The sequence below is a fragment of the Listeria welshimeri serovar 6b str. SLCC5334 genome (assembly GCF_000060285.1).
GTDB lineage: Bacteria > Bacillota > Bacilli > Lactobacillales > Listeriaceae > Listeria > Listeria welshimeri.
The window spans coordinates 1,936,070-1,962,958 of record NC_008555.1 but is presented as its reverse complement, the minus strand read 5'-3'; the positions used below and the strand labels follow the sequence as shown (position 1 = coordinate 1,962,958).

The following is a 26,889-nucleotide window of genomic DNA, read 5'->3' as shown; positions in this document are numbered from 1 at the left end:
TTATTTCTTAAGAGTTATTTCTTTATTTATATAATCGAAAAAATGAGTCGTTTCAGGATTGGATGTATCCATTTTCGATAATAACTCTGTGGTGATTTTACCATTTTTAGTTTGATTTGTCTTGTTAAAATACTGTGTCAAAAAGGCATAAACCGCACTGGATTCGTTTTCAGAGTTTGGTTTTTGTGTATCTCTGTCATATCTAGCATAAATTTTTCCTTTTGAAGCAAGTTCTGTTTGCAAAAATTTATCGAAATTTGGCTCTATAGTGCCGTTTTTATCATAATAAGCTAAGGCAATAAGCATTTGATCAATCATGTTGACTTCTTTTTGGTCTGCATATTCAAATTGTTCGTTTTGAAACACTTCTGTAAAAAATGGCTGAGCGGTAACGTTTTGAATAGGTGAATAGGCTTTTTTATTGTAATTGAAATGTTGCATCGCTTGGATATTTAAATAACTCAAATGTAACGTACTTGCTTTTTTCTTCTGGACGAAATCATAGAAATCTACAGGAACATTTTTTATGGAGCTATATTTTTGGGTATTAGCTATCAGTTGATCTGCAAGCGTTTTGTAACTTGGATAATGAAATTTTTCACTCGCTTGATAAAGTGCCTCGGTAATTCGAAAGTCATCAACAATAGCATTAGTAGTTGTTTTTTCTGTTGCTTCCCATTTGATAAAATGATTCTCTGTAAGAAAGTTTTTTTGTAAAATACTTACTTGTTGTTGGAAAGTTTTACTATCATTTACCATGACTAAATATTCCATATAAAGGCCAATGCTCTCTGCTAAATAATGCGGTTCTTTTGCATCCTTATAATCAACAATTAATCCGTTTTTTGTTGTATAGTTTTCTTTTACATAAGTCTGAACAGTAGTGGAAGTTGGGGTCGTTTCTTTTGGGGCACTTGAAGTTTCCTTCACTTCAGGTCGAAAGAGAAAATAAAGTCCAAGAGCAATCAGCAATATTGGAATCATAATAAGGACGATTCGTTTCATTTGTTTTCCCCCTGATGAATGGCGATTTGGTTACGTCCATTTTGTTTTGCTTGATAGAGTGCTTGGTCAGCAGCTTCAAAAAGTGATTCGGTAGTTGCAAAATTGCCATTTGTAGCAGCTACACCAATCGATACAGTGACATTTCCGCTTGCTGGATTATAGGGGAATTTAGCTCGTTCAATTTCTTCCCGCAAAAAATCTGCAATCAAGGCCGCTTGCTCGGTCCCGACATTTTGAAGTAAGACAGCGAACTCTTCGCCACCAATGCGCGCAAACATCGTTCTAGGAGGAAATGTGCGATTTTTAAGGATCGTGCTGAACTGCGCTAAGACAGTGTTTCCAGCTTGGTGACCATGAAAATCATTAATTTCTTTAAAATGATCAATATCAATAATGAAGAGGGAGAGTGCTTTTTTTCTTTTCTGCGCTTTATTAAAAATCCATCCGAATTGTTGGGTAAAAAAACGCATATTTGGTAAATTAGTTAAGCTATCTGTCATCGCGGTTTCGGTTAAATTTTGGATAACGAGATTACTTTTATCGATATAATTACATGCATAAAATACGAGTAAAGCTGTTACGAAGAAAAGTAGGAAGTACTCGATGATTTCAAAGCCACGTAAAATTCGCTCTTGCTCGAAATTGTTTACGAAATAATAAAGTATCGCTGGAAAATTTAAAATGATTAAAGCGATAAATTTAGAGAAGCGCTGTTTTTTCCAATAAGAAACGAGTAAACAAGCAGCAAAAATTAATGTCATTAAAATAACATAACGACTAGTAACGGGGGAAGCCACATCAAAGCTAATTCTTCCAAAAAGCATGATTAGATAAGTAACAACAAGTGGAATACGACCACCGAAAACCGTTGTAACCATTAAAATTAAAATTCGCATATTCGTATAAATGATAGGGTTGTTTTCGTAAGCTCCTTCATAAATGAAATAAATACCAGCCAAACCATAATAAATACCTAGAAGAATTGAAAGAAACAATCTTCTACCACCATTTTGAAACCAATTTGGGCGATATTGTCTTATTTTACGAAAAGACATCCCTTGAATAAAAAGGATAGCTAAAAAGAGTGCTAAACTGTCTATGTATGAATTAACTAGTTCAAACAAACGGACTCATCTCCTTTTTACTCTCTTAAATAACTGGCTCTGTTTGACGAATGTGTACTTGATTTCGCCCATTCCGTTTTGCTTTATAAAGGGCTTGATCAGCTGCATGGAGTAATTCATCCGCTGTTGGATAATTGTGCCCATCATAATTCGCGATTCCAGCAGAAATAGTAATAACTGAACCAGATGCAGCAATTGGAATCTCGATTTTTTCGACTTTTCGTCGGATTTTCTCTGCCAAATGCTCTGTTTCGCTCACATTAATATTTGGCAAGATAATCGCAAATTCTTCGCCTCCAATGCGAGAGATAACTGTATTTGGTGGAAAGCTAATTTTTAAAAGCATTTGACTAAAAGTAGATAAAACACTATTTCCTACTAAATGGCCATATGTATCATTTACCCGTTTAAAATAATCAATATCAATAATGATGATACTTAAATTCGATTTTTTTAAAGTGGCATGATGAAAGGCGGTTTCAAATGTTTTGTCAAAATGACGGAAATTCGTTAAGCCTGTAAGTGGATCAAGGATTGTTGATTGTTGTAAATCATATATTAGCTTATTCGATGTATCAATATAATAAGCTGCTGAAATAAGAATAAAAGTAATAAAAAAAGAGACCAAAAAGTAAAGAATCCAAGTAGGCAGGTCATCTAGTGTATATTCGAGGTGTATTTTTTGATGTAAGTAAAAAAGCATAAGTGGTACTGCACTAAGCTTGACTAAAATGACTTTTTGAACAGAACTAAGTCGTAATTTAGCAACTTCCATACAAATAAAATGAAATCCAATAATTAAAAACACATAAACTAAATTAGCGAAAAGAGCATCACCTAGAAAAAGTTTACCCGTAATAATAAGAAGTAGCGCAATAGTAGCTGGTCCTGCTGATGAAAATAAATGTAGAACAATTAAAATATTTAATAACATATCTGTATAAATTCCAGAGTCTGTGCCAGGTAATCCGCGGAGAATAAAATAAACACCAAGAAAGCCATAATAAATGCCCAGTGAATAATTAATAATTTCATTTGCAAATTTAATTTGGAACCAAGCTGGCTTTTTTTCTCTAATGGACCGAAGCGCCATTCCGTGAAAAAAAAGCGCTGATAAAAAAAGCGCCATGCTGTTCCATAATGAATCAAGAATATTTGGCATAAAAAATCTCCCATATCTCAGCATAACTAATCAGCTGAAAAGTTAATTTAGACAGATTTCAAAAAATATAAGAATTTTAGCATTACGTAGTTCATCAAACCAATCAACGGGTAATTACGGTCGATTGATAGGAACGTCGAAACAAGCTAAAATCTGCCTTTTTGTAATTAAAGCTGGATTTCAGTACAATGGATAGAATGAAGTAGAGGATTTTTAGTAGTTTGTAAACTTAACTATTTTCACATATTATTACAAAGAGTTATAAAAAAGTCAACTTGTGTCACAATTGATATAGAGGGGTGTAAACATGGAAAAAATAGTCATCATTGGTGGTGGAATTGTCGGAGCTACCGCAGCATACATATTATCGAAAGAAGCTGTTCACGTAACGTTAATTGATTCAAACGAACCGGGGCAAGCAACAAGAGCAGCTGCCGGAATTATTTGTCCATGGCTTTCCAAAAGACGAAATAAATACTGGTATGAATTAGCAAAAAATAGTGCTACCTTTTATAAGGAAATAGCAGGAATGCTTAGTGAAGAAACTGGGCGAGATCCCGGCTATAAACAAGTCGGCGTTCTTGCCCTACGACAATCAGATGAAAAAATAATGGAACTTTTCAACCTTGCGAAAGAAAGACGGATAGAAGCGCCGATTATGGGAGAAATTGAACAATTATCTGAAGCGGAAACGAGGCAAAAATTTCCTTTAGTAAAGCCCGGATTTCGTTCTATTTATGTAAGTGGAGCGGCGCGAGTGAATGGTAGCTTATTTTGTGATACTTTACTTTATGCAGCGAAAGAAAATGGTGTCGACATTAAATCAGGACGAGCGCATTTTTCTTCAAACGGAGATATTCATGTGGATGGAAATAAAACAAGCTATGATAAATTAATTATCGCCTCAGGTGCTTGGCTAGCTGATTTACTGCAAGAGGCAGGTTTTCATACAGATGTTTTAGCGCAAAAAGGGCAATTACTTGAATTAGATTTTAGTGAGTTTGAAACAGATGATTGGCCAGTAATACTTCCTCCTAGCGCAAAATCAATTGTTCCTTTTGATAATGGGAAAATTATTGTGGGAGCAACACATGAAAAAGCTGCTGGATTTGATACAGAACCAACAGCCGCCGGTCAAACGGAAATATTAACAGAGATTACCCAGTTTATGGAAGGCGATTTGGAACGAAAAATTGCTCATGTAGCTGTTGGAACAAGACCTTACACACCCGATTTTGCGCCGCTGATTGGTAATTTACCAGGCTTTGATTCCGTTTTTTTAGCTAATGGACTTGGTGCTTCTGGATTAACCACTGGACCATATGTTGGCAAACTTTTGGCAGACTTAGCACTTGGCCATTCAGTGGATTTACCTTTAGAACATTACAATCCAGATAAATATATTAGTAAATAGGGTTTTTATCTTCATCAAGTGTGAAACCTTCGCCCATCACATCATGAACAACACTTACGGAAACAAAAGCATGAGGATCGACTGCTTGAACAATGTTTTTTAATTGAATAATTTCATTTTTGGCAACCACAATATAAAGAACATCCTGCTCAATTTTAGAAAATCCGCCGCGACCTTCAAGCACAGTCACACCTCGATTCATTGAGAGCATCACATGAGAAGCAATGGCGTCATTATCTTTGGAAATAATAAGAGCACCCCGAGCCGCATAAGCTCCTTCTTGCACAAAATCGATTACGCGTGAACCGATAAAAACAGCGACAAGCGTGTACATTACTTGGCGAACATCTAAGTAGGATAAGGAAGCGGCAAGGACAATTGCATCAATAGCAAAAAGGGTGCGTCCCATGCTAATTCCTTTTGTATGATGAAGTAATTTGGCGATAATATCACTTCCGCCTGTTGTTCCACCATATCGGAATACCAGTCCTAGCCCAATACCACTAAAACCACCAGCAAAAAGTGCTACCAAAAGTAAATCGCTATGTAAATCTAATGTGTAAGGGATACGCTGAAAAATCCATAAAAACAGTGACAAGCTGACGGTTCCAATTCCGGTATAAATGAGTGAACGATTACCAAGAATACGCCAACCTATGATGAATAAAGGGATATTTAATATTAAGTTAGAGTATGCAGGATCAATTTGGAAGAAGTGAAGTAAAAATAATGTAACTCCAGCTAGCCCGCCTTCACCAAGATTATTCGCGATATTAAAGTTAACTAATCCAAATGCGTAAATCGCCGTTCCAAGCATAATAAAGCATATATTTTTTGTGCGCAGTGTTTTTAGCATCGTTTTTCCCTCCCTGAAAACTATTTAATATGTAAGTAAAAAATCATGGACTTGCATGTATTTGTTTAGGTATAATGAAATGAAGTTAACAATGACGCTTAAAATCTATTTTAGTTTACCACAAAAAGGGGGAAAACCTATGGCGAAAACAATGGCAGAAATACAAAAAGAAGTGGATGATTTCATTGGTGGATTCGAGGAAGGTTACTTTTCCCCGCTCGCTATGATGGCTCGTATTACAGAAGAAACGGGAGAACTGGCCAGAGAAATCAATCATTATTATGGTGAAAAACCAAAGAAAACAAGTGAGCAAGCAAAAACTGTAGCAGAAGAACTGGGAGATTGTCTCTTTGTTTTGACGTGTATGGCTAATTCACTTGATATTGATATGGAGCAAGCACACGATACGGTCATGGCGAAATTTAAAAATCGTGATAAAGACCGCTGGACTAAAAAGGAGGAAAAATAAGAATGAAAGTAGCAGTATCTGGATTTAAAGGTAGAATGGGACATGAGGTTGTTAAAACCGTTTTAAGAGAGGAAGATTTAGAGTTAGTTGCAGTACTTGACCACGAACCAAAAGAGAAAAACATCCGCGAAATCGTGGAGTTTAGCTCATTAGATGTACCTGTTTATGCTAATTTAAGTGAAATGTTAGAAGAAGCAAAACCAGATTGTGTGGTTGATTTTACGACGCCTAAAGTAGGGTATAGTAACACGAAAACTATTTTAGAACATGGTGTACGCGCAGTTGTTGGAACTACTGGCTTTACACCAGAACAAATCGAAAGCTTAAGAGAAATTGCTGAAACGAAAAAAATTGGTGCATTAATCGCGCCAAATTTTGCTGTGGGTGCTGTATTAATGATGCAATTTGCTCAAAAAGCGGCTAAATATTTTCCAAATGTAGAAATTATTGAATTACATCATGATAATAAATTAGATGCGCCAAGTGGTACGGCTGTGAAGACAGCTGAGATGATGGCAGAAAATCGTACATTCGTTAAGCAGGGTGCCGAAGATGAAGTAGAATTAATGGAAGGCGCAAGGGGAGCAGAATATGAAGGAATGCGTATTCACAGTGTACGTTTACCTGGACTGGTTGCGCATCAAGAAGTTATTTTTGGAGCAGAAGGACAAGGCTTGACTATTCGTCACGATTCCTATGATCGGATTTCATTTATGTCAGGAGTGGCGCTTTCTATTCGTAAAACCAAAGAACTGGAAACACTTATTTATGGCTTAGAAAATATTTTAGACTAAGGATAGGTGAATGAGATGCATATCGCATTAATCGCGCATGATGAAAAGAAAGATTTGATGGAAGAATTTGCAATAGCCTACAAACATTTGCTTGAACCACATCAGTTATATGCAACTGGGACAACTGGTTTACGAATTATTGAAGCTACTGGTCTCTCTGTTCATCGTTTTAAATCTGGACCACTTGGCGGGGACCAACAAATTGGCGCACGTATTTCGGAAAATAAAATGGATTTAGTTATTTTCTTACGTGACCCACTAACTGCTCAGCCGCATGAACCCGATGTGACTGCACTCATTCGATTATGCGATGTATACGAAATTCCTTTGGCAACAAATATTGGTACAGCAGAGATTTTAATTCGTGGTTTAGAGTCTGGATTTCTAGACTGGCGAGATTTAAGAAGGAATGATGAATAAAGGAGCGATGACAGATGAATGACGTTTTTCTAAAAGCGCTTCCTGTATTGCAAAAATTAACTACTGCGGGATTTGAAGCGTATTTTGTTGGCGGATCTGTCAGAGATTACTTGCTATGTAGAACGATTTCCGATGTTGATATTGCAACCAGTGCTTTCCCAGAAGAAGTAAAAGAAATTTTTCCATCAACTTATGATACGGGGATTGCGCATGGAACCGTTACCGTTAGAGAAAATAAAGAATGTTATGAAGTGACTACTTTTCGAACAGAGGGTACTTATGAAGATTTTCGACGTCCCAGTGAAGTGACATTTATTCGCTCGCTAAAAGAAGATTTGCAGCGTCGCGATTTTACGATGAATGCGATTGCGATGGATGAACATTTCGAATTACATGATCCATTTTTCGGGCAATTAGCCATTCAAAATAAGGAAATTAAAGCAGTAGGCAAGGCTTCCGAACGTTTTCAGGAAGATGCGCTTAGAATGATGCGAGCAGTTCGCTTTCTTAGTCAACTTGATTTTCACTTAGACAAAGAAACCGAAAACGCCCTGCAAAAAAATATCGCTTTATTACAGCATACTTCTGTGGAACGAATCACGGTTGAATGGGTGAAGTTAATGAAAGGGCCAGCTGTGAAACGCGCAATAAATGTTCTTTTGAAAGTAGAAATGGAAACCTATTTGCCGGGCTTAAAAGGAGAAAAATCAGCACTAATTCCTTTTGCTAGTTGGGAATGGGATAAACGGACAACTGAAAATGTCATTTGGCTTGGGCTTGCTGTTGCTGTTAAAAAAGCGAACGTTACCTCTTTCTTAAAAGCGTGGAAGTTACCAAATAAAACGATTCAATTAGTTAACCAAGCCTATCAATACGCACTAAACGGAAAAGAATATTGGCAGAAAGAAGAACTCTATTACGCTGGCAAAGAAGTATTTTCGTTAGTGAATGAAATAAATGTGATTCGGGGACAAGAAAACAAACAAAATGAACTAGATCAGCTGTACGAAACACTGCCAATACATTCCAAAAAAGACTTAGCCATTACTGGAGGCGATTTGCTTGAATGGGCAGACAAAAGCGCCGGACCATGGATAAAAGACACGTTGGATAAGGTTGAGTCAGCTGTACTTTCCCAAGCAATTAATAATGACAAAAAACATATTAAAAGGTGGCTAGGCTATCATGAAGAATAATCGAGAAAAATTACTTGCGTTATTTACAGAAAGTGATGGCGCTTATTTATCTGGGCAAGAAATTGCGGATAGCCTAGGATGCTCGCGTACGGCCGTTTGGAAACAAATGGAAGCATTACGTAAAGAAGGTTTTGAAATTGAAGCGGTTAGAAATCGTGGTTATCGTTTATCCGCAACGGCTGAACAATACACAAAAGATGCGCTTTTACTCGGTCTAGAAACAAAATTTATTGGTCAACATATTGAAATCCATGAATCGGTAAGCTCTACACAAATCATTGCCCATCAACAAATAGATACGAGCCCAGAAGGAACCGTTATTGTGGCGGATGAGCAAACCGCTGGCAAAGGTCGTTTACTTCGACCGTGGAATTCCAAAAAGGGTGAAGGAATATGGATGAGTGTCATTTTAAAACCTCAAATCCCTATTCAAAAAGTACCACAATTCACATTTATCGCCTCGCTTGCTATCACTGAAGCAATTGAAAATATCACGAAACTCGAACCAAGAATAAAATGGCCAAACGATATTTATATTGGTAAACGAAAAATTTGTGGTGTATTAACAGAAATGCAAGCCGAAGCAGAAACCATCCACGCGGTTATTATTGGCATGGGAATTAACGTAAATCAACAAGTATTTCCAGAAGAAATTAAAGATAAAGCTAGTTCACTCAAACTTGAATTAGGTGAAAGCATCTCTAGAAAAGCACTATTACAAGAAATTTTAGCATCCTTAGAAAAATATTATGAACTTTTCTTAGATAAAGGGTTTGCACCAATAAAATTACTATGGGAAACAAAAGCAATTCCATTTGGTGAAAAACTAACCGCTAGCACGACAAAAGGAAAAATATATGGAAAAGTACAAGGCATTTCTGATGAGGGCGTGCTTTTACTTCAAGATAATTTAGGAGAAGTTCATTCGATTTATTCCGCAGATATTTTGTTGGATAATGAAAAATAATGAATCTGCTATGAAAAGAAGTATTTTAAGCTAATAAAATAACCGAAAACATATCTTTTAACTCGAAAATATAGTGTGAAAATCACTTTTTCGAGTTTTTCTTTTATGAAAAAAATTTAGTATAATAAGCACGAAGGAGTTGTTTGTATGAAAAAAATTCTATTACTAATAGCGATAATTACTACAGTTCTTACACTTGGAGCATGTGGTGAAGATAAAAAAGAAACGGAAGAGAAGGCAAACCAAACAGAAAAAGAAAGCGCCACTTTTTTAAATACCATTTCCACCAAAGATTTCAAACAACAAATGGCTGACAAAACAACTGGATTTGTGTATGTAGGAAGACCTACATGCGAAGATTGCCAAGCATTTCAACCTATCCTCAAGAAAGAACTGAAAGAAAGAAAACTAAATCAAAACATGAACTATTATAATACGGATAAAGCCTCTGAAAAAAGTCGTGATGATATGATTGCGCTCTTAAAAAAAATGGATATTGATTCTGTTCCCACAATGGTATATTTAAAAGATGGAAAAGTAGCGTCCACCTATGCAGCAACAGATGAACCAGAGAAACTAACTCATTGGATGAATAAAGTAACTGGAGAGGTTTCAGAGTAAGCCTCTCTTCAATTTACATACTTTAAGTAAGCTCTTATTTATGTTATTATACTTATGGTAGCAAAGAGTGGATGATACCCTTACCGGATCATACTAATGCTACTACCAAAAATATGTTTTTGCCTTGATTAAAGCCATTTAACAGGGACGAAAAGGAGCTAAGAAAATGAAAAGACCAGTAGATTTTTATGCTATGAAGGAAAGTGGAGAGAAAATCACGATGATTACTGCTTATGATTATCCTTCTGCAAAGAACGTGGAGCAAGCAGCAGCTGATATGATTTTAGTTGGGGACTCCCTTGGAATGGTAGTCTTAGGCTATGATTCAACGGTGCCAGTAACGATTGATGATATGATTCATCATACAAAAGCTGTGAAACGTGGTGCCCCGAATACGTTTGTTGTCACAGATATGCCTTTCATGACATATCATGGTTCTGTGGATGAAACGATTCAAAACGCTCGTCAAATTATTCAAGAAAGTGGCGCGCATGCTGTAAAATTAGAAGGCGCAGGAGAAGTTGTTAATAAAATTGCTCGTTTGACAGAAGCAGGTGCACCGGTTGTAGCACATCTTGGTTTAACTCCACAAAGTGTTGGTTTAACGGGGAGTTATAAAGTACGTGCTAAGTCTGTTCAAGAAGCACAAGAATTGATTGATAATGCTTTAGCTGTCGAAGCGGCAGGTGCTATTGCCATTGTGCTTGAAGCAATTCCTCGTCAACTAGCTGAAAAAGTAACCAAAGCGCTTACTATTCCAACGATTGGTATTGGTGCGGGAGTGGAAACAGACGGCCAAGTGCTTGTTTACCATGATATTATTGGTTATGGCATCAGTCGTCGAGCAAAATTTGTAAAAGCGTATGCAGATATTGATGAAACAATTGAACCAGCGCTGACAAGTTATGTGAAAGAAGTTAAAGAGCAAACATTTCCAGAAGTAAAACATAGCTTCACAATGGCAGAGGAAGATTTAAAAGGCCTTTATGGAAGGGAATAACCAATGTTAATTATTCGAAATAAACAAGCGCTTAAAGAAGCCATTCTAAAAGAAACACAGGTAAATAAAACAATTGGTTTTGTACCAACGATGGGTTTTTTACATGAAGGTCATATGACACTTGTGAAGCATGCAAGAAAAGAAAATGATGTCGTGGTTATGAGTGTTTTTGTGAATCCAACCCAGTTTGGACCTAATGAAGATTTTGATGCTTATCCACGGGACGAAGCTCATGATGCAAAACTTGCAGAAGAAGGCGGAGTAGACATTTTATTTGTACCTAGTGTAGAAGAAATTTATCCGGTCGAACTAGCCACAAAACTACATGTAATCAAGCGGGTTTCTGTGCTAGATGGTGCTGATCGTGAAGGCCATTTTGATGGTGTAGTGACAGTTTTGACCAAATTATTTCATCTAGTAAATCCAAATAATGCTTATTTTGGTCAAAAAGATGCTCAACAAGTAGCCGTTGTTTCAGGTTTAGTAGAAGATTACTTTTTTCCGGTAAACTTGCGAATTATTTCTACTGTAAGAGAAACCGATGGACTAGCAAAAAGTTCACGGAATGTCTATTTAACAGATAAAGAACGTAAAGAAGCGCCGGTTATTCACGCTGCTTTACAACTGGGGCGACAATTAATTGAATCTGGTGAGACAGACGAAACAAAAATTGTCCAAATGATGACAGATAAAATTAACGAACAAACAGCTCATGAGAAAATCGCTTATCTAGCGTTATATGCTTATCCTGACTTTACGCCAGTGACTGATTGGTCAAAAGGAATAATTATTGCTGCGGCAGTGAAATATTCAAAAGCTCGTTTAATTGATAATGAATTAATAAATGTAAAGAGGCGGTAAAAAATGTTTAGAACAATGATGAATGGCAAAATTCACCGAGCGACTGTAACAGAAGCCAATCTGAATTATGTTGGGAGTATTACGATTGATTCCGCTATTTTAGAAGCGGTGGATATGCTTCCAAATGAAAAAGTTCAAATTGTAAATAATAATAACGGTGCGAGAATTGAAACATATATAATTCCAGGTGAGCCTGGCAGCGGAGTGATTTGTTTAAACGGAGCAGCTGCAAGACATGTTCAAGTTGGTGATGTAGTTATTATCATGAGTTATGGCATGTTTACTACAGAAGAAGCAAATAAACATGAACCAAAAATTGTAGTTTTAGATGAAAAAAACCATATTGAAATGATTCTACCGGAAGAAAAAACGCATACGACTTTATAATCAGTTCGGGGAGCTTGAGCGGATTTCTGCTCAAGCTACTCGTTTGTTTGAATCATTATTTTTGAATAAAAGCAGTGAAAGAGAGGTGGAGCAGATGAAACAGAAACGCTATATTGTCGTTGATTTAGAAACAACAGGAAACCAAGCCTCACGAGAGGACAGGATTATTCAATTCGCTGCATGTTTTGTTGAATCTGGAAAACGACTGGAAACCTACTCTACTTTTTTGAATCCAGAGAAACCTATTCCTGCTTTTATTCAAGAATTAACGGGAATCGCTCCAAAAGATGTTAAAAATGCACCTCTTTTTGAAGATGTTGCACCGATTATAGCAAGTTTATTAGAAGATACTATTTTTGTGGCGCACAATGTTTCATTCGATTGGACTTTTTTAGAACGAGAAATGACGCGTGCTGGTATCTCACTTGGAAAGATGAAGAAACTAGATACTGTTGAACTAGCAAGAATCATGTATCCAGGAATAGATAGTTATAAATTGCAAGATTTATCAGATGAATTTGGTCTTGGTCATGATAAGCCTCACCGCGCTGATAGTGATGCCGAAGTAACAGCTGATTTGCTACTATTACTTCTTGAAAAACTAGAAAATTTACCCCTTCCTATTATTCGTCAAATGGCAACAATATCAGGAAGTCTAAAAAGCTATTTACCAGAGCTTTTATTTGAAATGGAAATGAAAAAAGAACAAGCAAATGAGCCACTTGATCCAGCATTTCTTGAACATCGTGGACTAGTGATTCGAAAAAAAGAAGTCGAAAAACCGACATATAGCAGAGCGGATTTGCTTGGATTTCCTGAAACAGATGAAGCCAAAATGGCATTATTTAAAAAAGCAGGAGCGCCCCTGTATGCAAGAAGTGGTCAGTTTGAAATGATGAATTTGGTTTTTCAAGCGATGAAATCAGGCAAACATGCTTTAATTGAGGCTGGAACTGGGATTGGGAAATCGTTAGGATACTTTTTACCTGCTATTTATCAAGCTAAGCAAGCAGAATTACCGGTTGTGATAAGTACATATACCAATCTTCTTCAAGCACAATTGTTTGAAAAAGATGTCCCACTTTTGACTAAATTAACTGGTTTTAAAGTGAAAGCGAGCTTACTTAAAGGGCGCGATCACTACTTGAATTTATTTAAATTTGAACAATTACTTCAAGAAGTGGATGCGCAGTACGATGTAGTGGTAACGAAATTGAAATTACTTGTTTGGCTTACTGAGACAACGACCGGTGATATTGATGAAGTGAACTTATCAAGCGGTGGAGAGCTGTTTTGGAACCGAATGAAACATACTGGCTGGTTTTTATCTGAAAAGCATGATCCATGGCTAGCACATGATTTTTATAAATTTAATATTGAACAAGCAAAAAATGCTGATTTAGTCATCGTGAATCATGCTCTTCTTTTAAGTGATCATTTTTCTGGGAGACAGACACTACCTAAATATGCGTTTGCTGTTATTGATGAGGCGCACCATTTTGCAGACAGTGCGAGGACACAAGGAAGCTTTATTCTTTCTTATCGCAAACTCAAATATTTCCTGAATCAGCTTGGTTCACTCGAAAAATATTCGCTGCTAACAAGACTCGCGATGGCTTTTCCAGAAGCTGACAGTTTATATGATTTAGACATCGCTGTCATGAAGCTTGGCGAGGCAGTAGAAGAATTTTTCACTCTCTTAAAAATGAAACTAAATGACACGCGCAAAAATTTACAAGAAGTAGTTTTAGTAGAAAATAGCGAAAAAGATGCTTGGAACGATGCAATATATTACGCAGCTGAAAAAGTACTTCGCTTACTTCATGAATCTGAAAAAAATATGGAAACACTCCTTGAACAAGGTAAACAAGAAGAAAACGAGTTGGGAGAAGCTGAAAGTGCGTTTTTAGAAGAGATGTATGCCTTTTTACTTGATTGGAAAAATATGGTTAAGCAGTTAGAGCAGATGCTACACAAAAAATCTCCCATCTTAACTATTTATTTACAAGCAGATAAAAATCATTCTATCTCAAGTATTCGTCTAAAAGCTGTATTAATGGAAGTCGAACCAACCCTTGGGAAAGAATTTTTTGCAAAAAAAGAAAGTGTCATTATGACTTCGGCAACTCTCACAGTCAATGGAAAATTCGATTATTTGCGAAAAAGTCTTGGTTTAGAAAAAGAGCAAGTAGTTGAAAAACGTATTCCGTCGCCATTTGATTATAAAGAAAATGCGCGCGTGATGATACCAGATGATATGCCTCCTATTAAAGACACACCAATCGAACGCTATACAGCAGAACTGGCTAAATATATTCGTCATATAGCTGTGAAAACAAACGGTCGGATGTTAGTTCTTTTTACTGCTTCAGAAATGTTGCAAAAAACGTATTATCATATGAAAAATGAAAAGTCATTAGAAGAATATGTTGTTCTAGCGCAGGGCGTTTCAGCAGGAAGTGTCGCAAGACTAACAAAGCAATTCCAAATGTTTGATAAAGCAATTTTACTTGGAACGACAAGTTTTTGGGAAGGGATTGATATCCCAGGGGAAGATTTATCTTGTCTTGTTATTGTGAGGCTTCCTTTTGCACCAATGGATGACCCTTATACCAAAGCACAAATTGCTCTAAGAAAAGAGCGAGGGGAGAATGCTTTCCAAACTTATTCTTTACCAGAAGCAGTTTTGCGTTTTAAACAAGGATTTGGCAGATTAATTAGACGTGAATCAGATCGTGGAATTGTTTTTGTATTTGATAACCGGGTGGATACAACCAGATTTGGAAAAGCATTTTTAGAATCTATTCCTAGCGCTCCGATTTTAAAAGGAAAACAAGCCGATTTGCTTGAAGAAGTGAGTGAATTCTTTAAGGAAGGTTAAATTTTTGCTGATATGACTTCAAATCTATGGCTGCTATTGCTATAATGTATCTATGCGAAAATGAAATTGCATATAGCCGGGAAATTTTCCGGTAATTTAGAAATAGAAATGAGCGAGATTATGTTGCGAAATAGAAAACCTAAGCGTAAGATTGGCAAATGGATAGCGATTATTCTCGGCATAATTATTGTGCTTATCGTGGCAGCTTTTCTGTATTTTCGATATGCAGAGAAACCTGTAACCAATGCAGAGACAGAAGCTTTAGACAGAATCAGTGGTCAAGTTGATATAAAAACTACTGATAAATTTTATTTGTATAATGGTCCAAAAGAAGTCTATTACGTACTAACTGGTAAGAATAGTAAAAATAAGAATATTATTGTCTGGGTTCCAAAGAAAAAATCCGGCAAAGTATATGTTAAATACGCGTCTGAAGGTATTACAGCAAAAGAGGCGCGTGACAAAGTAACAAAAGAGAAGAAACCTAAGAAAATTTTACATGTTACTTTAGGAATGGAAAAAGGAACTCCTATTTGGGAAGTTGCTTATTTAGATGAGAATGACAAACTAAATTACTTTGACATTGACTTTGAAACAGGTGAATGGTACAGAGAAATTGAGAATTTGTAATTAAATTGGAGGAGGGAATAAAATGGACTTACCGCTCTCAAAACGTGTCAAAGGAGTAGCCCCGTCGCCAACACTCGCGATTACGGCAAAAGCAAAACAAATGAAGCAAGAAGGAATTGATGTTATCGGATTAGGTGCTGGGGAGCCAGATTTTAATACCCCGCAAAATATTATCGATGCAGCAATACAGTCTATGAATAAGGGATTTACGAAATATACTCCTTCAAGTGGAATAATCGAATTAAAGCAAGCAATTGTTGATAAACTCGAAAAAGACCAGTCATTAACCTATAAAACCAATCAAATTTTTGTTGGGACAGGGGCAAAGCATGTCTTATATTCTGCATTTCAAACGATTTTGGATCCTGGTGATGAAGTCATTGTTCCCGTTCCATACTGGGTTACTTATCCAGAACAAGTAAAATTAGCTGGCGGGGTTCCCGTTTTTGTAGAAACCGGTTTTGATGCAGATTTCAAAATTTCGGCAGCTGACTTTGAACAAGCGATTACTGATAAAACAAAAGCAATTGTGTTAAATTCGCCCAATAACCCATCTGGTATGTGTTATACAAAAGATGAATTAGCAGCGATTGGAGCAGTAGCTGAAAAACATCAGATTTATATTTTATCAGATGAAATATACGAGAAATTATATTATGGTAACAAAGCTGATTTAGTTTCTATCGCAAGTCTGAGTGAGCGTTTGTATGATTTAACTATCGTGATTAATGGCGTATCAAAAGCGTATTCCATGACTGGATGGCGTATTGGTTACGCTGCTGCGAATAAAGAAATCATTGCTGGAATGAGTAAACTGGCGGACCATTTGACAAGTAACCCAACAGCCAATGCCCAGTATGCAGCACTGGAGGCTTATGTTGGTAGCCAAGAAGTTCCAGAAAAAATGTATAAAGCTTTTGAAGAACGAATGGAGCGCTTTTATCCAGAACTAGACAGCATTCCAGGATTTAAACCGAAAAAACCAGATGGCGCCTTTTATTTCTTTATTGAAGTAAAAGAAGCGGCACATAAAAAAGGTTTTCAGGATGTAGATGCTTTTGTAGCAGCTCTTTTAGAAGAAGCGAAAGTCGCAGTGATTCCAGGCTCAGGATTCGGAATGCCCGACTATATACGCCTTTCTTATGCAACAAATCCAGACTTATTCCAAGAAGCTATAAATCGAATAAAAAGTTTTATGAAATAGGGAGTGTAGACAAGTGAAAATTACAATCAATCAAGCATCCGAATTTGTCGGAAAAGAAGTAACAATTGGGGCATGGCTTGCGAATAAGCGTTCAAGTGGTAAAATTGCTTTTTTACAATTACGTGATGGAACAGGATTTATGCAAGGCGTTGTCGTCAAAGCAGAAGTTGGCGATGATATGTTCGCTTCAGCAAAAGCATTAACACAAGAAACAAGCCTTTATGTAACGGGTACAATTAATGAAGATACACGCTCGCCATTCGGTTATGAAATGGCTGTATCTGGGGTAGAAGTAATCAGTGAATCGCATGATTACCCTATCACACCGAAAGAACATGGTACTGAATTTTTAATGGATCATCGTCATTTATGGCTACGTTCTAATCGTCAACATGCGATTATGAAAATCCGTAATGAAATTATTCGCGCTAGTTATGAATTTTTCAACAAAGAAGGATTCCTAAAAATTGATCCACCAATCTTGACTGGTAGTGCACCAGAAGGAACAACCGAACTATTCCATACGAAATATTTTGAAGAAGATGCGTTTCTTTCTCAAAGTGGCCAATTATATATGGAAGCTGCAGCAATGGCTTTCGGGAAAGTATTCTCATTCGGACCAACTTTCCGAGCTGAAAAATCCAAAACACGCCGCCATTTAATTGAATTCTGGATGATTGAACCAGAAATGGCGTTTTACAAATTAGAAGATAGCTTACAAGTGCAAGAAAACTATGTAGCTTATCTAGTAAAAGCAGTTTTAGATAACTGTCGCTTAGAGCTAGATAGACTGGGCCGTGATGTTAGTCATTTAGAAAAAATGGTTGCGCCTTTCCCGCGTATTACTTATACAGAAGCTATTGAACGTTTACATGAACTTGGCTTTGATGATATTGTTTGGGGAGATGATTTTGGTGCACCGCATGAAACAGCCATTGCGGATAGCTTCGAAAAACCTGTATTCATTACTCATTATCCAAAAGCCATTAAACCGTTCTATATGCCAGAAGATCCAGAAAACAATCAAGTTGTTTTATGTGCTGATATGATTGCTCCAGAAGGTTATGGAGAAATTATCGGTGGTTCTGAACGTATTCACGATTTAGAAACACTGCAAGCTAGAATGGAAGATTTCGACTTAGACCAAGAAGCATACAGCTGGTATCTTGATTTAGCGCGTTATGGTTCCGTACCACATTCCGGTTTTGGACTTGGCTTGGAACGCACAGTAGCATGGATTTCCGGAACAGAACATGTTCGTGAAACAATTCCATTCCCACGCTTATTAAACCGTCTATATCCTTAATTAAAAAGTGAGGCCAATTACTGGCTTCACTTTTTTTGTGTCAACTACATGATAGAAAAATTGGTTTTCTAATGGATTTGATTATTTTAGCAGTACTTTTATATTTTTCCCCTGAAAACCATGTTATAATTTTGTAGTGAGGTGTTTATAATGAATCAAAAAATTCTCGAAAAATGGATGACAGAAGGACAAGTGACATTACCACAAGTATTAGTGAAGAATTATGCTAAAATCGGCTTAAATGAGATGGAACTAGTACTTTTAATTCAAATACAATCATTTGCGTCAGAAGCTGAATTTTTTCCTTCGATGGAAATGTTAACAGATCGTACCACACTTCGATTAGAAGAAACCATTAAAACAATGGACTCTCTTCTAAAAAAAGGAGTAATTGCCATCGAGCAAAGCCAAGATCATTCACTTATGATTTCAGAGCAATACAATTTAGCACCTTTATGGGGGAAATTAGTGGCTTTATATGAAAATAGGGAAGCGGATGCAAAACAAGAAAAACAGATAGAAAAACAAACTAATTTATACAGCCTTTTTGAAACAGAATTTGGTAGACCGCTTTCGCCAATGGAAGCAGAAATGTTGTCTGCATGGCTAGACCAAGACCATACAAGCCCTGATTTAATAAAAGAAGCATTGAAAGAAGCCGTTATCTCTCAAAAATTAAATTTCCGTTATATTGATCGAATTTTACTAAATTGGTCAAAACAAGGTGTTAAAACGATAGAAGACGCTAAACGAGTAGCAGAAGAATTTCACCAAAATGGTCGTACAAGCCAGACTATCAACCAAAGTGAAGTGAAAAAAAGCGCAGGATCTATTCCATTATACGATTGGCTTGAAAAAAGAAAAGGGTGACGTGAGCAAATTGTTATCAAATAAACAAACTGTTTTATGTATAGAAGAAATGGCGAAAATGTTTCCAGCAGCACACTGTGAATTAGTGCATAAAAATACTTTTGAATTATTAGTTGCAGTTGTATTATCCGCGCAATGTACGGATGTTTTAGTCAACCGAGTAACTGCTTCTCTTTTTGAAAAATACCATCGCCCGGAAGATTATTTGGCTGTTCCTTTAGAAGAATTGATGGATGATATTCGTTCGATTGGTCTTTACCGAAACAAAGCAAAAAATATTCAAGGATTATCCCAAAGAATATTAACTGAATTTAATGGCGAAGTGCCAAAAACGCATGCGGAACTTGAGAGCTTGCCCGGTGTAGGTAGAAAAACTGCCAATGTTGTTCTATCCGTAGGCTTTGGTATTCCTGCCATTGCGGTAGATACGCATGTGGAACGAATTAGCAAGCGCTTAGGAATTTGTAGGTGGAAAGATTCTGTTGTTGAAGTAGAAGAAACATTAAAACGAAAACTTCCCAAAGAAATGTGGTCAGATGCGCACCACTACATGATTTTCTTTGGCAGATATCATTGCAAAGCTAGAAATCCAGATTGTCCGACCTGCCCTTTACTGTATTTATGTAGAGAAGGAAAGAAACAAGCGAAAGTGAGGGGATTTGATGGCTGAATTTAAATACGCAGTGGAATTAACCCATGTCGATTTCCCTGCACCAGATGTCATAGCAGAAGAGTATGATCAGGAATCTATTTATGTAAGTGGTCTGCCTTTTTGGCAAGAGCAGCAGTTTTTCACAAAAGGTGGGGGAGTTCTTCCTTGGAAAAATGAAACGGATAGAGCTTGTCGGAAATTAGCAAAACATATGACTAATTTAGCAGAAAGTATGGAAGCGGATTTGAAAGTACATAAAAAACCGTCGCCTGTCACCGTTAGAGATGCGCTAGGAATCTTTTTATCTATTTTGTTTTGGAGTAATCATCGTCCAGTGCAACTTAATAATTTAATGGAACAAATTAAAACGCTTGAAATAAAACCACTCAATTTAGAAGAACGATTAGAATATGTTTTAAAACGAGGAAATACTTTTTTAGGTTTTCGCCAATTAAATGAATTGACACTTGAGCAACGTAAATTAATTGCAAAAAAATAATCTTATAGGGATATAACAAAAAGAGAAGACGAAACTCGTCTTCTCTTTTTGTTATTACTTTATTAATCAGAGGGCTCTTCAGCTGGAATCTTGACGGTGGTGGAGGATGCTGGACTCTTCTTACCATCTTTTACGGCGACAACATTGATCGAGATTGTATCACCAGGGTTTCCACCACTTACTGAAACGGATGTAGAAGATACTGTCGTTGTGGTTCCATTGACATTCACTTCATAAGTCGCACCATCTACTGCAGCCCAAGAAACATTAATTTGCTTAGAGTTTGCGTCATAACTTGCTCTTAAGCCAGCAGGGGCAGTGAGGGCTTTTGCGGCTTCCTCTTCCTCAGCCTTCTTCTTAGCCTCTTCTTCTGCTTTTTTCTTTGCTTCTGCTTCATCATCTGCTTCTGATTTTTTCTCATCTTCTTTTTTCTTCTTCGCTTCTTCTTCCGCTTTTTTCTTCGCTTCTGCTTCTTTTTTCTTCTTCTCATCTTCTGGAGTGGAAGCAGTTTTCGTTGGAGCAGTTCCAGCTAAGAATAGTTCGTAGCTTACCTTATCACTAGAAGTACCAGATGCAGCACGAGCAATTGGGTTACTACCTTTTAAAATTGGAACAGAAACGACATTACTTGGCATTTTGAAGTCTGCCGTATTTTTATTAGCAGATGCATGAGCCATTAATTTACTAAACAGACGTTGAGCAATTTTTTGTTCACTTGCTGAAACGTATTTTTTCTTATCATCATAACCAGTCCATACAGCGATAGAATAATTTGTGGTATATCCAGCAAACCATGAGTCACGAGCGGCACCACCAGGGTAGTAGTACTTCGAAGTGAATTCAGGTGGGATATTTGTAGTACCAGTTTTACCTGCAGCAGGCACTCCTGGAACGGCTGCTGAAGTACCTGTTCCGATAGATAGAACATCTTTTAGAACATCAGAGACCATATAAGCAGTTGATTCTTTCATAGCTACAGTGCTTTTTGGTTCTGTATCAATTTCAGTTTCGCCATCAGATAGGACAATTTTGATAATAGTATGAGGTTTATTGTAAATACCTTTATTACCAAATGCAGCATAAGCACCAGCCATTTGCATTGGATTGGAACTATTTGCTCCGATAGCATTAGATTCTACGTTTTGACCTTTATCATAAGTGATACCAAGTTTATTAACAAATTGCTCGGATTTTTCGAGTCCAACAGCTTGTAGAGTTTTAAGTGCTGGAATATTACGTGATTGATAAAGCGCTTGTCTGACAGAGATAGGACCTTTATATCCGAAATCCCAGTTATTAATAGGTGTTCCACCAGTATACGTATAAGGTTCATCTTCTAAAATATGTGCAGTAGACCAGTCTAGATATTCAAAAGCTGGACCATAATCGGCAATAGGTTTCATCGTGGAACCAACAGAACGCTTCACTTGCGTTGCGTAATTATAACCACGTGTTACCTTTTGATTACGTCCGCCACCAATTGCTTGAACTCGACCGTTTTTTGTATCTTGAAGCACGATACCGGCTTGCATTTCTTTATCAGAGAAATTAACGATTTCATTTGTATTAAGCATTTTTTCGGTGTATTCTTGTGCGCTACGATCAAGTGCAGTGTGGATAGTTAGACCATCACGGTAGACATCATATTCTTTCGGAATCTCACTTAAAACTTGCGTTACATAAGAATCGTATTTGTAAATTTTATCTTCACGATCTTTTTGAGAGCGTAGTCCGGAGTTGATAGGTGTTTTTTGTGCTGCCGTCATCTCATCTTTTGTAATTTTATTATGAGAATACATATTAGTTAACACTTGATCACGACGTTTTTTGGCTGCTTCTGGATGTTCATACGGATTGTAATTATTCGGACTTTGAGGCATGCCAGCAAGGAGCGCTGTTTGTGCTAAACTAATGTCTTTAACGCTTTTGCCAAAATAATGTTCGGAAGCGGTTTGCATCCCGTGAACACGGTCTGACATATAGACTTTATTGACATAAATTTCTAGAATATCATTTTTGCTATATTTCTGCTCTAATTCAAGAGCAAGCCATGCTTCTTGTGCTTTTCGCGCTAATGTTTTGTTGGTGTAATCAAGATAAGACATCTTGATGATTTGCTGAGAAAGTGTACTTGCACCTTCTGAACCAAAACCGTCTTTGACATTAGCAATGACTGCTCCGCCAAGTCGAATAGGGTCAATCCCATCATGTTCATAAAAACGCGCATCTTCTGTTGTTAGAATCGCATTTTTTAGTGCTTCAGGTATATCTTTGTATTCAATATATTCCCGCCGTTCGGTTCCAACTTCTGCGAAAACCTTGCCATCTTTATCAAGTAATTTAGATGAAAGTGGATCTCGTAGCTTGGAGTCGGTCAGTTTTGGTGCATCTTTTGCATAACTATAAAAGACTGTTGCACCAGCCGCAACACCAAAAAAGGCTAAAAATAGTCCTAAGAAAAAAATAGTTTTAAAAATATTAGCTGCAACTCTTTTTCCTCGTTTAGATGGATTCTTTTTAGAATTTCCATTTTTTTTGCTGCGATACTGAGATCTTGTCTGCGGTTTATCTGCCATTAAAAATCTCTCTCCTTTAAAAAAGCTGACTAGAAGTATAATTTCTCGATTGATTTCAAGAAGTCAAGCCTTGGATTTAGACCATAAGGAATTTGGTCTGATACATCTTGTATTTCTGCAATAGTGACGGATTTTCTGCCGCCGCTTTGCATTCTTTGCCAAAATGGATAAAACTTTTCAAAGGGAATGAAATAAGTTTCACCGATTTTTTGGAAGGCAATAATGACAAAAACAATGCCATCTTGTTTTAACACATTTGCCATATGAATCATTTGGTGGTCGTGAAAATTACTTAATGGAAAGGAGGTAGTATTTTGCGTTTCTTTTGCTTCAAAATCAATATACTTTCCTTTGTATACACCATTATAGTCTGTCGTGGATGGTGTTTTGAAATAGGCTTCCTTAATTTTTGCACTACTTCTTTTTGGATAATCCACACTGACAATTTGGACTGGGGTAGGTTTTTTATGAATGACGGCGATATCTTGAGCTAGGTAATAAGCTATTGTATCATTTAAGTCATCTTCCAAAGACATACCACGTTTTCCATAAGTAACAGGAGCTTTCCGTTTTTTTTGCGGAATTCCCTCGTGACTCGCTGCATACTTCTTGCCGTTAGGATAGCCAATAGCCATTTTTTTCACCTCAATCAGAAAATTTCTATTCTGAATTTTAGACTATCATCTATTATAACAAATAAAAATGAAAATGATAGTAGTAAATAAATGCAAAATAGGTCTTTTCTGCATCAAACTGGTTCATAAATAGAACGTACCTTCGTCTATTTTACCATATTTTCGCTAATAATCTAATTTTAGGCAAGATTTCTCTTCCTATGCTATTCTTGAGGTAAGCGAAATTGGAATGAAAAGAGTGATAGTATGGAACTTTTAGAACGCACGGAAAAATTACTTCTTCAAAATGAAAAGAATTGGGAACTTTATTTAAGTAACCGAGAAGAAGCACAACCGTTTGATTTTTATAAAGATATGAAACCGTTTGTTGATGAGGCGAAAGCTTGTGCAGATGCTTTTTTAGAATTAGCCATTCCTTGGGTTATAAAAGAACGACCACCTTACTTAGGAGAATTACAACTAAGACAAGCTTGTGATAATATTCAAATGACGGCTGTGAGCGCATTTAATGGAAAGTCTTTTTATAAACACTTCCTAGATCACTACCAATCTTCTCAGTATACACTAACAAGAGTAAGAGATTTCTTAAAAAGAAAAGAGGAATTAATGTGAAATCCATCGCAGTAACTGGATATAAAAATTTTGAACTTGGAATTTTTAAAAAGGATGCGGATGAGGCTATTTACATTAAAGAAACAATGAAACGTCATTTAGTACCTCTCATAGAAGATGGGTTAGAATGGGTAATTATTTCTGGACAGCTCGGAATTGAACTTTGGGCGGGAGAAGTAGTTGGCGAACTCAAAAAAGAAGCATATGCCATTAAGCTAGCTATCTTAGAACCGTTTGAAAATCAAAGCGGTAATTGGAATGAAGCCAATAAAATATGGGCAAGTGAAGTGCTTACTATAGCAGATTATCATGCTTTTATTACAAAACGGCCATATGAGAACCCTTCGCAATTTGCAGCAAGAGATGGATTTATTATTGATAACACGGATGGAGCGATTCTAGTTTATGATTTGGAAAAAGAAGGCTCACCGAAGTTTTTTTATGATCGTGCCAAATTAGCTAAAGAAAGATCGGATTATTATTTAGAGTGTATTGATTTTTATGCGCTTCAAGATGTGGTGGAGGACATGAATCAAGCGTTCTAATATGGAAGAAAGTAGTTATTTCGCAAAAAATACCCGTATAGATTGACAAATGGTGTGAGATTTGGAAAAATAAGGGTAAGTATATTATTAGAACAAAAATACGTAAGAATAGAGATAGAGGTGGAGTTATATGACTTCGGAACAATTTGAGTATCACTTAACAGGTAAAGAAATTTTGGAAAAAGAATTTAAAACTGGGCTTCGTGGTTATAATCCAGAAGATGTTGATGAGTTTTTAGACATGGTTATTAAAGATTACAGTACTTTTACACAAGAAATTGAAGCACTTCAAGCGGAAAATATTCGTTTAGTACAAGAATTAGATAATGCGCCAGTACGAACAGCGCCACAACCAGCACCAACTTTTCAAGCGGCTGCGCAACCAGCTGGAACGACTAACTTTGATATACTGAAACGTCTTTCTAATTTAGAAAAACATGTTTTTGGAAATAAGCTGGACGATAACGACTAGGTGTGCTAGTATAAGTAAGTTAAGAATAAATGAATAACGTTCGGATAATCGCTGTTTTCTTTTGAAAACAGAGGAAAGTCCATGCTCGCACGGTGCTGTGATGCCCGTAGTGATCGTGCCTGGTCAAACAATAAGCCAGGGCATTCCGGATTTCCGGTTTGACGGCAGGTGAATGACCTAAGTCTTCGGATATGGTCTTATAACCTTGAAGGTGCCACAGTGACGAAGTTCCGGCAGAAATGCTCGGAAGTGGAACGAGGTAAACCCCACGAGCGAGAAACTCAAACTTATGGTAGGGGCACTTTTCCCGAGGAATCAAGAACGAGGGACGAGGTACGAATGAATTTTCGTGCAGATAGATGGTTATCTCTTTGCTATTACCCTGTATATAGTAAAGAACAGAACATGGCTTACAGAGCGTTATTTACAGGATTAATTTAACATTGAAGGCTGTTTTAGAAGGCCGGAGCGCAAGTTTTAAGGTGGGTGTTCGACCTGGTTGAATGCCTATTTAAAACAAACCTCCTCCTCTTAAAGCAGCTTTTTTCATTAGAAATTTAATTAAAGGATGGGACACAATGAAAACATTTCAGTTGGTGGCGACTGCAGCTTCTGGTTTAGAAGCGATTGTTGGGAAAGAAGTAGCGCGTTTAGGATATGACCCAAAAGTAGAAAATGGGAAAGTTTATTTTGAAGGAGATTTATCCGCAATTGCTAGAGCAAATCTTTGGCTTCGAGTAGCTGACCGCGTGAAAATTGTGGTTGGTGTCTTTAAAGCAACGACATTTGATGAACTTTTTGAGAAAACGAAAGCTTTACCTTGGGAAGATTACTTGCCGCTTGATGCTGCATTTCCTGTTGCCGGAAAATCAGTTAAGTCAACGCTTTATAGTGTGCCTGACTGCCAAGCAATTGTAAAAAAAGCGATTGTGAATCGTGTGAGTGAAAAATATCGTCGTTCTGGTCGATTGATGGAAACTGGGGCGTTATTTAAATTGGAAGTGTCGATTTTAAAAGATGAAGTAACGCTAACGATTGATACAAGTGGTGCTGGATTACATAAACGTGGTTATCGTTTAGCGCAAGGTAGCGCACCAATCAAAGAGACAATGGCGGCGGCGCTTGTGTTACTTACGAGTTGGCATCCGGATAGACCTTTTTATGATCCTGTCTGTGGTTCTGGAACAATTCCTATTGAGGCTGCACTTATTGGGCAAAACATTGCGCCTGGTTTTAACCGCGAATTCGTGTCAGAAACTTGGGACTGGATGCCGAAGCAAATTTGGGCAGATGCAAGACAGGAAGCGGAAGATTTGGCCAATTATGATCAACCACTAAATATTATTGGTGGCGATATTGATGCTCGATTAATCGAAATCGCTAAACAAAATGCAGTTGAAGCAGGTCTTGGTGATTTGATTACTTTTAGACAACTACAAGTGGCTGATTTCCAAACAGAAGACGAATATGGTGTGGTAGTTGCCAATCCGCCATACGGGGAACGTTTAGAAGATGAGGAAGCAGTGCGCCAATTATACCGTGAAATGGGTATTGTTTATAAACGAATGCCAACATGGTCAGTGTATGTTCTTACTTCTTATGAACTTTTTGAAGAGGTTTATGGTAAAAAAGCGACGAAGAAACGAAAATTATATAATGGCTACTTGCGCACAGACTTATATCAATACTGGGGTCCAAGAAAACCACGTCCTAAAAAAGAAGATTGAATGG

The 26,889-nt window shown here is 37.0% G+C and carries 26 protein-coding genes, 1 other RNA gene and 1 pseudogene; 22 read left to right on the top strand and 6 right to left on the bottom strand.

What is annotated here, in order from left to right; translation table 11 throughout:
* The 3 genes from LWE_RS09845 to LWE_RS09835 are packed head-to-tail and all read right to left on the bottom strand — an operon-like array spanning position 1 to position 3,291.
* Positions 1–1,005, bottom strand: a complete 1,005-nt coding sequence (locus tag LWE_RS09845; RefSeq protein WP_011702698.1) for a hypothetical protein — start codon at positions 1,003–1,005, stop codon at positions 1–3.
* On the bottom strand, positions 1,002–2,129 hold the full coding sequence (locus LWE_RS09840) for a GGDEF domain-containing protein (protein ID WP_011702697.1): 1,128 nt from the start codon (positions 2,127–2,129) through the stop codon (positions 1,002–1,004). Before LWE_RS09840 ends, LWE_RS09845 begins: the two co-directional genes overlap by 4 nt.
* Positions 2,130–2,154: 25 nt before the next feature.
* On the bottom strand, positions 2,155–3,291 hold the full coding sequence (locus LWE_RS09835) for a GGDEF domain-containing protein (RefSeq protein WP_011702696.1): 1,137 nt from the start codon (positions 3,289–3,291) through the stop codon (positions 2,155–2,157).
* A gap of 307 nt (positions 3,292–3,598) precedes the next feature.
* Between LWE_RS09835 and LWE_RS09830 the strand changes: the two genes are divergently transcribed.
* Entirely contained in the window at positions 3,599–4,705 is a 1,107-nt protein-coding gene (locus tag LWE_RS09830; protein WP_011702695.1) for an NAD(P)/FAD-dependent oxidoreductase, read from the top strand.
* On the opposite strand, the gene LWE_RS09825 is transcribed toward LWE_RS09830, so the two are convergent.
* Entirely contained in the window at positions 4,695–5,561 is an 867-nt protein-coding gene (locus LWE_RS09825) for a YitT family protein (protein WP_011702694.1), read from the bottom strand. The two genes, LWE_RS09830 and LWE_RS09825, sit on opposite strands and share 11 nt — an antisense overlap.
* 139 nt (positions 5,562–5,700) lie before the next feature.
* Between LWE_RS09825 and LWE_RS09820 the strand changes: the two genes are divergently transcribed.
* From LWE_RS09820 to LWE_RS09745, 16 genes and pseudogenes are all read left to right on the top strand, one after another.
* Entirely contained in the window at positions 5,701–6,030 is a 330-nt protein-coding gene (locus LWE_RS09820) for a nucleotide pyrophosphohydrolase (protein ID WP_011702693.1), read from the top strand.
* Between the two features lie 2 nt (positions 6,031–6,032).
* Positions 6,033–6,824, top strand: a complete 792-nt coding sequence (dapB, locus tag LWE_RS09815; RefSeq protein WP_011702692.1) for a 4-hydroxy-tetrahydrodipicolinate reductase — start codon at positions 6,033–6,035, stop codon at positions 6,822–6,824.
* A 15-nt stretch (positions 6,825–6,839) separates the two neighbouring features.
* Positions 6,840–7,244: a methylglyoxal synthase gene (mgsA, locus tag LWE_RS09810; RefSeq protein WP_011702691.1), complete on the top strand. Its 405-nt coding sequence runs from the start codon at positions 6,840–6,842 to the stop codon at positions 7,242–7,244.
* Positions 7,245–7,258: 14 nt separating this feature from the next.
* Entirely contained in the window at positions 7,259–8,440 is a 1,182-nt protein-coding gene (locus LWE_RS09805) for a CCA tRNA nucleotidyltransferase (protein WP_011702690.1), read from the top strand.
* Entirely contained in the window at positions 8,430–9,407 is a 978-nt protein-coding gene (locus tag LWE_RS09800) for a biotin--[acetyl-CoA-carboxylase] ligase (protein ID WP_011702689.1), read from the top strand. The genes LWE_RS09805 and LWE_RS09800 overlap by 11 nt, the downstream gene beginning before the upstream one ends.
* A gap of 147 nt (positions 9,408–9,554) precedes the next feature.
* Positions 9,555–10,028 carry a thioredoxin family protein gene (locus LWE_RS09795; RefSeq protein ID WP_011702688.1) on the top strand — a complete coding sequence of 158 codons (474 nt, stop codon included), beginning with the start codon at positions 9,555–9,557 and terminating at the stop codon, positions 10,026–10,028.
* A 166-nt stretch (positions 10,029–10,194) separates the two neighbouring features.
* On the top strand, positions 10,195–11,028 hold the full coding sequence (gene panB / locus LWE_RS09790; protein ID WP_011702687.1) for a 3-methyl-2-oxobutanoate hydroxymethyltransferase: 834 nt from the start codon (positions 10,195–10,197) through the stop codon (positions 11,026–11,028).
* A gap of 3 nt (positions 11,029–11,031) precedes the next feature.
* Complete coding sequence (panC, locus tag LWE_RS09785) at positions 11,032–11,889, top strand: pantoate--beta-alanine ligase (RefSeq protein WP_011702686.1); 858 nt, start codon at positions 11,032–11,034, stop codon at positions 11,887–11,889.
* Positions 11,890–11,892: 3 nt separating this feature from the next.
* On the top strand, positions 11,893–12,276 hold the full coding sequence (panD, locus tag LWE_RS09780) for an aspartate 1-decarboxylase (protein ID WP_011702685.1): 384 nt from the start codon (positions 11,893–11,895) through the stop codon (positions 12,274–12,276).
* 94 nt (positions 12,277–12,370) lie between these two features.
* Positions 12,371–15,157: an ATP-dependent DNA helicase DinG gene (gene dinG / locus LWE_RS09775; protein WP_011702684.1), complete on the top strand. Its 2,787-nt coding sequence runs from the start codon at positions 12,371–12,373 to the stop codon at positions 15,155–15,157.
* A gap of 44 nt (positions 15,158–15,201) precedes the next feature.
* Positions 15,202–15,787 (top strand): annotated as a pseudogene (locus LWE_RS09770) (cell wall elongation regulator TseB-like domain-containing protein).
* Between the two features lie 22 nt (positions 15,788–15,809).
* The gene (locus LWE_RS09765) at positions 15,810–16,991 is read left to right on the top strand and encodes a pyridoxal phosphate-dependent aminotransferase (protein ID WP_011702682.1); all 1,182 of its coding nucleotides are present in this window, start codon (positions 15,810–15,812) and stop codon (positions 16,989–16,991) included.
* 13 nt (positions 16,992–17,004) lie between these two features.
* Positions 17,005–18,297 carry an asparagine--tRNA ligase gene (gene asnS / locus LWE_RS09760; protein ID WP_011702681.1) on the top strand — a complete coding sequence of 431 codons (1,293 nt, stop codon included), beginning with the start codon at positions 17,005–17,007 and terminating at the stop codon, positions 18,295–18,297.
* Between the two features lie 150 nt (positions 18,298–18,447).
* Positions 18,448–19,167 (top strand): DnaD domain-containing protein, encoded by a 720-nt coding sequence (locus LWE_RS09755; RefSeq protein WP_011702680.1) that lies wholly within the window; start codon positions 18,448–18,450, stop codon positions 19,165–19,167.
* A 10-nt stretch (positions 19,168–19,177) separates the two neighbouring features.
* Positions 19,178–19,837, top strand: a complete 660-nt coding sequence (nth, locus tag LWE_RS09750; protein WP_011702679.1) for an endonuclease III — start codon at positions 19,178–19,180, stop codon at positions 19,835–19,837.
* On the top strand, positions 19,830–20,318 hold the full coding sequence (locus tag LWE_RS09745; RefSeq protein ID WP_011702678.1) for a YpoC family protein: 489 nt from the start codon (positions 19,830–19,832) through the stop codon (positions 20,316–20,318). Before nth ends, LWE_RS09745 begins: the two co-directional genes overlap by 8 nt.
* Before the next feature lie 62 nt (positions 20,319–20,380).
* Here LWE_RS09745 and LWE_RS09740 read toward each other — a convergent pair whose 3' ends face one another.
* Positions 20,381–22,894 carry a penicillin-binding protein 1A gene (locus tag LWE_RS09740; RefSeq protein ID WP_011702677.1) on the bottom strand — a complete coding sequence of 838 codons (2,514 nt, stop codon included), beginning with the start codon at positions 22,892–22,894 and terminating at the stop codon, positions 20,381–20,383.
* A 29-nt stretch (positions 22,895–22,923) separates the two neighbouring features.
* A complete protein-coding gene (gene recU / locus LWE_RS09735) occupies positions 22,924–23,529 on the bottom strand; it encodes a Holliday junction resolvase RecU (RefSeq protein WP_011702676.1) in 606 nt (201 codons plus the stop codon).
* A gap of 246 nt (positions 23,530–23,775) precedes the next feature.
* Between recU and LWE_RS09730 the strand changes: the two genes are divergently transcribed.
* The 5 genes from LWE_RS09730 to LWE_RS09715 all read left to right on the top strand — a co-directional run bounded on the left by LWE_RS09730 (position 23,776) and on the right by LWE_RS09715 (position 26,885).
* Entirely contained in the window at positions 23,776–24,141 is a 366-nt protein-coding gene (locus LWE_RS09730) for a YppE family protein (RefSeq protein WP_011702675.1), read from the top strand.
* Positions 24,138–24,686 carry an SLOG family protein gene (locus LWE_RS09725; protein ID WP_011702674.1) on the top strand — a complete coding sequence of 183 codons (549 nt, stop codon included), beginning with the start codon at positions 24,138–24,140 and terminating at the stop codon, positions 24,684–24,686. The genes LWE_RS09730 and LWE_RS09725 overlap by 4 nt, the downstream gene beginning before the upstream one ends.
* A 130-nt stretch (positions 24,687–24,816) precedes the next feature.
* Entirely contained in the window at positions 24,817–25,158 is a 342-nt protein-coding gene (gpsB, locus tag LWE_RS09720; protein WP_011702673.1) for a cell division regulator GpsB, read from the top strand.
* 36 nt (positions 25,159–25,194) lie between these two features.
* Positions 25,195–25,576, top strand: an RNA gene (rnpB, locus tag LWE_RS14460) — RNase P RNA component class B.
* Positions 25,577–25,736: 160 nt separating this feature from the next.
* Positions 25,737–26,885, top strand: coding sequence for a THUMP domain-containing class I SAM-dependent RNA methyltransferase (locus LWE_RS09715; protein ID WP_011702672.1), 1,149 nt, complete (start codon positions 25,737–25,739; stop codon positions 26,883–26,885).
* Positions 26,886–26,889: the final 4 nt, after the last annotated feature.